The following is a 7828-nucleotide window of genomic DNA, read 5'->3' as shown; positions in this document are numbered from 1 at the left end:
GAACTCGCTAGTTACAGACGAACCTTTGTGGGGTTGAAGCAACGGTGTCGTCGAAATCGATGGTCGTCCGATACGGTTACAGATGAACCTTCGTAGGGTTGAAGCAGCTGATTCTGGACGTCACCGCGCTGGTCGACGTGGTTACAGACGAACCCCCTGTAAGAGAGGAGCCTCCTGACGACTTGAAAAAGTGTGTGGCAAAATCGTGCTGCGTAAACTACCCAGTCTAGCACTCGTGCATCTCGATCCGCTCCGGCAACCCCACTTTCCCACACACGGGACACTCAACGAGCGGCGTCGGCGGTAACGCCTCGGTGGACTCTAAGGCCGCATATAGATGCGCTTGCACCTCAGCATTCTCGGTCCGCGACAGCGCCTGCGAGAGATGCATCTGTAACTCTTCGCGCGCGCTCATGCGTGGGCCTCCTTGCGCTCTGCATCAACCTGCAGGCCGAGGTGCGCAAGCTGGCCGGTCGAGTCCCACCCACGCTCCTGCGCGACGAACGCCTGCCACTCAGCGAGCGGGCGGCCGTCGAGCGGCTGGTAGTGATCTAACGTGCGCCCCTCGAAGACGACGACGGCGTCCGCGGGACGGTAATAGTGATGGGTCGACCCGGTGGCGTCGACGCCGAGAGTGAACGAACGGGCGAGGGCGTCGGTGAGATGGCTAGCTACCGATGCGGTACGCTCTTGTGGCGTGGTGTGCGTAGTTGACATTGGCTTTCTCCTTGGACTGAGAAGCCACCGGTCACGTGTACCAGCACGTGGCCTTTCTACGGAAGGCGAAACCAGGGCTTCTCAGTGATAACTATGGTCTATACCCACTTATTAGTTGCGAATATTCGCAACGTAAGATATTTGATAGTCGGTCGTTGTTGTCTCAGATAGGTGGATTACGATGCCACGATCTCGCGGTCTAATCACGAACACCGAATGGGAACGAATCGCTGAGGAAACAGACGAAGAACCTGAAAAGCGGTATCAGGCTGTCTCTCGCGTTCGGCGACGGATACAGGAAGAACTCCCGAAAGAGATGGCTATGCTGGCCGAACACAAGCCAGAGCTATTGGCCGAGCTGCAGGAAGTCGTCTGTGAAGTAGAGGAAGACGAGAACTGAAAGTTACAACTCAGACGCTCGTAGGTCGCCTGCAAGAAACTGTTCGCCTTTCTCAGTGATGATGTAGTGCTTGGTGTCCCCAGTAACGTGTTCAATTAACCCATGTGCCTCTAACGGGTCCAGCGTTCGGTAGACTGTGGCGCGAGAAGGAGCATGAGAGAGCATCCTATCCAAATTTAGTGCAATCGTCTGACCAGGTATTGCAATACCAGCTTCGTTTAGAAGTTCTAGTACAGGGATACTTGCTTTGTTCATCCACTGTGCTTGGTCACGCATAGGTTTCCATCATTGTGTGGCGATTATAGGAATAGTGGTTCTATCAACAGACTCAGACCACACTGCTCACATTGCGAAAGATAGTATCAAGAATTAATACCGTGGGGTTTGTTCTATAGAAATAGACTGTCCACCGGGTCACTTGGTCCTCGCAGAAAGGACCCGTGTTGTAGCACGGATCCGGTGCGGTCAAAGGGATATCAACCGCATGCCTTCGAACACACCACCTACCCAAAAAGGTCTCGTCGCACAATCGCCCGTCGCTACGGAGGGCGCCCAATGAGCGCGACCACGAGTCCGGCTCTCGCCGACGAACTCGAGACGCTCAAATCCCGTATCGACGCCCTCGAAACGAAGAACGAGCAGCTCGAAGCCCGCGTCGACACCCTCGAAACCGAGAACACCGAGCTCCAAGCCCGCGTCGACACCCTCGAAGCCGAAACCGACCAGCTCGAAGCGACGGTCGACGACCAGGCCGAGACGATCGAGACCCACCAAGCGGACCTCGCCGAGTCCAAAGCTCGCGTGCGCAAACTCGAGACGAACTACGAGTCGGCCCACGAACACCGTAAGCGACTCCAACAGCAGTTCCACAAGTTGACCACCGACGACGTCGCCACGAGTGACGACGTCTCATCACTCTCCCCACTCCAGCAGGTCGTCGCCTTCTCGAAAGAGGCCGTCCAGCAACTCACGCCCAACGAAAAACGCGCCCGCTACGTCGCCAAAGGCATCAGCGACTACGCCAAGAAAGTCCCGGCAGGCTACACGATTGATTCGAGTACCATCAGCAATGTCCTGCGCTCGAAGGACGGCGAAAGCCCCCACACGGAGACCGTCTCCCGAGTGATGGAGTTCCTCAATCGCTTCGGCAAAGACGAGACGGAGATCGTCAAACGCCGTGGCACCAAACGCGTCGTCTTCACAGAGCAAGCGGTCGCCGACCTCGAGTCGGCGACGAGTGAGGACTCCCGCAGTATCACAGACGTTGTGATGTGGTGGCGACAGTGAGGGTGTGATAGCCGTCGACTCAACACTCACTACACGATAGGCAGCGAACACAAACCGCGCGGACGCACGGTACTACTAGCAACAGCACTCGGGAGAGCCTCGGTTGGTGTAGGAGTAGTAGTGGTGGATGAAACGAGTTTGAGCCGTTTACTCGGTCGAAGCCTATCACAACGGGTGTGATTAGATGTGCCCTCAGGTCGGTGGGGACCGACCGACCCTGCAGTCACAATTTGTGAGGATCTCGAAATGTTATCACTGCCGGAGACATCCATAACGAATGCTCCTGACGGAGCAGATCGCATTGAGGAGTGACGTGAAATGTTGGTACCGAACAATCACCACATCCGTCTCCACCGACGCATTCTAGATCTTTCAGCCCGGGAAACCAACGCTTTTCTTGTAGGTCTGTACCGCTGTACCATCGCCGGTCGCCAGCTACTCTCCAGGCAGTAGGCACTTCGCCTCGGTTCCATGCAATGAATCATCTGAGGTTACGGGTAAATACTGGGATGATGGCGGGCAGACGTATCTCACGGAGACGCTGACACAGATCCGACAGTCTGAGTGAGCTCCCTCGAGAGGTCGGCTACTCTCAGGACACCTTCGTGAGTCCCTCTCGTTTGCGGAGTACGGTGCGCGAGTCCACATACAAGAACGGCGTCTTTGGATGCACGCCCTAGGTTACTTATTTCTGGCGTGTGGAGTGCCGATATTCCAAACGATAAGAGAGACTCTGAGATGAATATCCACGGCCCCGTCTGGACCGACCAACCCTCTCGAATGCGGATTCTCGATCCTCTAGGCACTGAAGGAACGATCAATCGACTCCAAAGTCGCCTGCTATATCCGGTCAGCAGTATTGCAATCACTGAGCGCCTGCGGTATCTTTCATTTTGGGCATGGATAACGGATCATCTCGACCGACACACCCGTGATGAGCGCCAACGCTACGAGAAGATCTACTTGTTTGCCAACGTCGCCCATGACTGTGATGACGAGGGCACACATGGACAAGGAATCGTCAGCCGCCAGCGGGAACTCGACGACGGTCGCAAGGTCGGCGATATCTATGATCCGACTGTCGATACCGTCAACATTTCAAACGATAACTTCACCCTGACGTCGAATAGCTCAGGGTTCGATCAGTACTACAAAGGGATTCTGTACAACCTCCTGCTCTTCGAAAATGAATGGACGCTCTCACCGCTTGGCAAGCAACTTGCTGTGGCATTTGACGAGGCGATTTCAGTCGAGTTCAGTGAGCTCCAGTCGGCTGTCGAAGCCGAACGTGTTCAACCTGCTCTCATCGAGCGGTTCGCCGAACACGGATGTCTCTGTCAGCTCTCGAACCAAGAACGAGAATATCTCACGAAAGCGTTCCTCGGTCTATATACACCAGAAACGACCTGGGAGGACCTCGACTTCCTTGAGGCCCTCCCTGTAGAGCGACTCAACTTAGCCCCATTCCTCGATCGCGAAAATCTTGCTGAATCACTCATCGCCTACGACGAGGAGGACGCATCGACCGCCAGACTGGATGTGATGGAAGCCCGCGAACAGGCCGATCTCACAGATCTTGAAAAGTATATACTCTCCGGACAGCACGTCTTTACCCGAACGTCGCTGTTGCTAATCCTCTATGCAGGCTACTGGGTGACCGAGAGACCGACAAAAACACCGGATTTCACACCCCTTGCTGAGAGCCGTGCTCTCTGGCAGCTCGTCATCCATACAGAATACTTCTCACAAGCGTGTCAAGCACTGCTTATCGGCTTCTATGAAGCAGTTCGCATGCTAGAGCCGATCGGGGAAGCCGAGGTTATAGAACGCATCCTCACAGCCCCGGAATACAGAGAAGCACTCGAAGCGGGACTCGCGGCAGAGGTCGAACCAAGCGATGGGGAGCTCGATACGCGTGCACAAATCAAAAACTCAATTTACTATGGACAGGCCTTCGAAACGTCGCATCGGGCACGTCTAACTCCCGAAAACGACACACAGAGTCTCGAAGAGGTGGGTGGCAAGGACAGTTGGGAGGCCCTTACAACAGTCCTGACCTCAGGGGCTGATGCCCTGACGCTCGGTTCACGCTCAGAGTGGGCGTTCCGCACTCTGCTGCAAGATGCTCTCGAAGACACCCCTTCCCTCGCAAAGAGTGCCCGCGTCTTCGGTTACAGTACGCTTCTATTAAGCAGTCTACAGGCGCGATATCAGCACGATTTCTCGGCCGACGAGTTCGCCCCCTATCGGCAGTGGTTCAATGAAACCGAGCGCTACCCAAGTCCAGCGTTACTGTGGAATTTCCCGTATGATCCATCCCAGACAGTGGCGACAGTACTCCAGCAGTTCACGGACGACCACATCTATACACAGTATTTTAATCGATTGTACCAGAAGCTCGCGGACAACCCTGGGAAATCACCACAACTGATGAGTACTGACGCAGACGGCCAGTTGTCGTACGTTCGCCCATTCAATGGTGGGACACCCAATCTCCCAACCCTCAAGTACGATCGACTGGGCGATATTTTCTTCGAGCTCGGTTGGACGACTGGAAACTCACTGCGGGAGCTGACACTAACAACGCATGGACAGGCGTTGCTCGAGAAGTTCTACGTCGTGGGGGACCGATAAATGCGCGTTCTCAGACACCTCGAGCACAACTGGCGGAACGTTACTGGTGCGATCCTCACGACGTACCCGTTCTCAGCACGGTTCTTCGAGTCCGTTGTGTTGCCGGTGTTCCAGAACAATAATACCGGCACCAACAACGTCATCCTGCTCGATCGGAAGTCGTACATCGGATCGCTGTCGGCTGCAGCTACTGAAGCACAACCTCAGCTGGCAGGCAAACAGTACTATCTCGCGCCAGTAACCACTGCAGCAAACAGAACCTTCCATCCGAAAATCTTCTTTTTAGGTGGCGAACGCTATGCTGCTGCGTATATCGGGAGTGCAAATCTCACACAGCAGGCACTCACCCACAATCGTGAGACAATGAGCATGATCGACTGCGACGTCGACGAGGCAGCATCCTCTGAGGCAGCAGTCCTTCTCTCGGAGGTGCGCTCGTTCCTCCAATCACTTCTCGAACTCGATGCAGCGGATGGCATGGGTCATATTCCGAAACAGCGGCTTGCTGCAACTCTCAATGCGACAGCGTGGACGACGGACCCGACTGTTTCTGAAGATGCCCGCTCAACGTGGTTTCTGCACAACCTCTCGCGTGCAATCCTTCCGCAGGTGTTCGAGCGCATTGCTGCTCGAGGTGAAACGATCCAACAAGTACGGCTGACAGCCCCATTCTATGGTCGGACACTTGCTGTCCCAAAGGCATTCACCGACCGAAAGATTGCAACGACACTTGTACTCCAAGACGAGCACACCCAGATTGAGGTGCCCGCTCTTGAATCGTGGCTCTCCCAGCCGTTAGCAGCCGCCGAAACATATACTGATACCCGTTACACCCACGGGAAAGCACTCCAACTCACAACTGAGGAAGCTCAGTACACACTCGCTGGAAGTCCAAATCTCTCCCCGCCAGCACTACTTGAAGCGACAACAGCAACAACCCCTGCCGGCAATGTTGAGGCAGCACTCCTGCGTTGCGATCCACTCGATGACGCCTCGTCCCTATTCGCAACTGAGCCGTTCGATACAGCGGAGGCAACCATAGATAGCTTCACACCGACAGATCGGTCGCTCCCAGCGGCAAGGAGTGATGCGACCGTATCTGAGAGTGAAGAAATCACTCTTGAGAGTGTGAGTTTCACGAACTATCGATCCTTTGGTGGGGGTGTCCTCGAATTTCAGGCTCGGGTTCCCACCAGGTGTCGCAACAACACAGTGACGCTACGGCTCATTCCGCACGGGGACGAGACTGATGAGACAAACATCACGTTTGATGAGCGAGACATCGAACAAGAGGCCGAACATGAGGGTTACATCTCGATTTGTGCAAAGGCCACCTTCCGAACGAATGCCAAGAGTCGAGCTGTGAAATCTGGCGGACAAGCAATCCTCAGATGTGACGACGTGAGCTCGTCACCACGATGGATCGACGTCTACAACCCAACGCAGGGTGAGGAAGCGATTGCCGCGACTAGTGACGCCGGAGTCTCGTTCGTTCCCTACTTACTCCCGGGATTATTTACTGGCACAGCCGAAGAGCAAGCGGAAACCCGCGAGTCACTCCTCACGTTCCTCGAGCAAATGCGATCGCGGAACGCCGAATCGAATTCAACGACGAGCGTCGAACCCGATACCGACGGCAGCGACACAGACACAACACCACCAGGCGGCCTCAAAATGCGCGATTGGGAGGCAACATCGGCGTCACGTGATCCAACAAAAATCATTAAATCAATCTATACCGGCTGGATCAACGATATTGATTCCTGGCTCACGCAATTACGAGCGAACCCCACGGATGTGTGTGAACGTATCGGTGGCCACCTCGCTGGTGTTAACCGCATGTCATTACTGCTGTTGCTTATGGAGCGTGCGGGTAACGCCAACGGGAATCCGCTTCCAGACTCAATTGCGATCTTACCGCGTCAGTTCATGAAGACGGTGTACACCGAACAAGATCTCCATCAGGATGTGGACAGTGAGGTTGCAGCACTACTTGAGTATGCAGCATCGATTGAATCTGCAGCAACGGAGCCAATCCCAGAGCTCGAAGACGGCATATATTCGCAGGTGTATCCCCAGATCATCACCGGGGCTGTGATTGCAGAGAGTCATATTGCTTCCACGACTGCAGAGTACCACAGACAACAATCCTGGCTCTTTGAAACCCTCATCTCGCAATGTTTCCGTACCCTCGATGACCTCATCGACGCACTCGAAGCGAATGCGATCGACACAACGGTTACTCGATGTCTGGAGGCAATCGAAGAGACTCGAGCATTCATTGAGCGATCAGATCAACTGAGACGGGTCGCATCAACACGGTATCTCGAGACGACAGCATTTGAGTCGCAGCTTCGAACGACGCTTGGACGAACAATTCTTATTGCGGGGCCAGCCGCAATCCGAACATACCGAGATCGGTTCGGGCCCCATGGAGTCTCTGAAGTCGAGCGTGTGTTCGAAACCGAGGTTCAGTATTTGCCGCGAGAGCACCGTCGACAAGTTGAATCTGTGCTTTAGATTGTCAGGACTTAGGCATGACTTGACTCGTACTCTTCGGGATTTTCAAATTTGAAATTCATCATCTCTTTAGTGTCCAAACGGGTAATGTCGTGATTCAAATCGCTCTCAACGTAGCTCAGCATGTCTGCTTCCGGAGAGAGTGGATGGATACGTGCTTAACAGTGCAACTACCCTCGCTCCTTGGATACGATCGGTCCAGAAGCTCTGCAGTGATCTGAATCGTCGCATCTGGAAGTGAGTGCCTCACGAAGTGATGGGTCCACTCTT

Annotated in this window: 7 protein-coding genes; 4 read left to right on the top strand and 3 right to left on the bottom strand. The window is 54.5% G+C overall.

Annotated elements, in window-relative coordinates:
* Positions 1-226 precede the first annotated feature (226 nt).
* Positions 227-415 carry a hypothetical protein gene (locus BSG17_RS21055; RefSeq protein ID WP_089827362.1) on the bottom strand — a complete coding sequence of 63 codons (189 nt, stop codon included), beginning with the start codon at positions 413-415 and terminating at the stop codon, positions 227-229.
* Complete coding sequence (locus BSG17_RS21050) at positions 412-717, bottom strand: hypothetical protein (RefSeq protein WP_089827361.1); 306 nt, start codon at positions 715-717, stop codon at positions 412-414. Before BSG17_RS21050 ends, BSG17_RS21055 begins: the two co-directional genes overlap by 4 nt.
* Positions 718-898: 181 nt before the next feature.
* Here BSG17_RS21050 and BSG17_RS21045 point away from each other — a divergent pair, with 181 nt between their 5' ends.
* Positions 899-1117, top strand: a complete 219-nt coding sequence (locus BSG17_RS21045; protein WP_089827360.1) for a hypothetical protein — start codon at positions 899-901, stop codon at positions 1115-1117.
* 3 nt (positions 1118-1120) lie between these two features.
* Here BSG17_RS21045 and BSG17_RS28760 read toward each other — a convergent pair whose 3' ends face one another.
* Positions 1121-1372 (bottom strand): helix-turn-helix transcriptional regulator, encoded by a 252-nt coding sequence (locus BSG17_RS28760; protein ID WP_394327979.1) that lies wholly within the window; start codon positions 1370-1372, stop codon positions 1121-1123.
* A 300-nt stretch (positions 1373-1672) separates the two neighbouring features.
* Between BSG17_RS28760 and BSG17_RS21035 the strand changes: the two genes are divergently transcribed.
* The 3 genes from BSG17_RS21035 (at position 1673) to BSG17_RS21025 (ending at position 7558) form a co-directional block, all read left to right on the top strand.
* Positions 1673-2404: a hypothetical protein gene (locus tag BSG17_RS21035; RefSeq protein ID WP_089827358.1), complete on the top strand. Its 732-nt coding sequence runs from the start codon at positions 1673-1675 to the stop codon at positions 2402-2404.
* A gap of 738 nt (positions 2405-3142) precedes the next feature.
* A complete protein-coding gene (locus tag BSG17_RS21030) occupies positions 3143-5038 on the top strand; it encodes a hypothetical protein (RefSeq protein WP_139246746.1) in 1896 nt (631 codons plus the stop codon).
* Positions 5039-7558, top strand: coding sequence for a phospholipase D family protein (locus BSG17_RS21025; protein WP_089827356.1), 2520 nt, complete (start codon positions 5039-5041; stop codon positions 7556-7558).
* The last annotated feature ends 270 nt before the right edge of the window (positions 7559-7828 follow it).

The organism is Halogranum amylolyticum (genome assembly GCF_900110465.1).
Taxonomy (GTDB): domain Archaea; phylum Halobacteriota; class Halobacteria; order Halobacteriales; family Haloferacaceae; genus Halogranum; species Halogranum amylolyticum.
The sequence above is the reverse complement of the archived record's forward strand: the minus strand, read 5'-3'. Positions and strand labels throughout refer to the sequence as shown.

Coding starts and splice junctions, on each gene's coding strand:
- BSG17_RS21025 (WP_089827356.1), top strand. CDS start 5,039: ATGCGCGTTCTCAGACACCTCGAGCACAACTGGCGGAACGTTACTGGT.
- BSG17_RS21055 (WP_089827362.1), bottom strand. CDS start 415: ATGAGCGCGCGCGAAGAGTTACAGATGCATCTCTCGCAGGCGCTGTCG.
- BSG17_RS21050 (WP_089827361.1), bottom strand. CDS start 717: ATGTCAACTACGCACACCACGCCACAAGAGCGTACCGCATCGGTAGCT.
- BSG17_RS21030 (WP_139246746.1), top strand. CDS start 3,143: ATGAATATCCACGGCCCCGTCTGGACCGACCAACCCTCTCGAATGCGG.
- BSG17_RS21035 (WP_089827358.1), top strand. CDS start 1,673: ATGAGCGCGACCACGAGTCCGGCTCTCGCCGACGAACTCGAGACGCTC.
- BSG17_RS21045 (WP_089827360.1), top strand. CDS start 899: ATGCCACGATCTCGCGGTCTAATCACGAACACCGAATGGGAACGAATC.
- BSG17_RS28760 (WP_394327979.1), bottom strand. CDS start 1,372: ATGAACAAAGCAAGTATCCCTGTACTAGAACTTCTAAACGAAGCTGGT.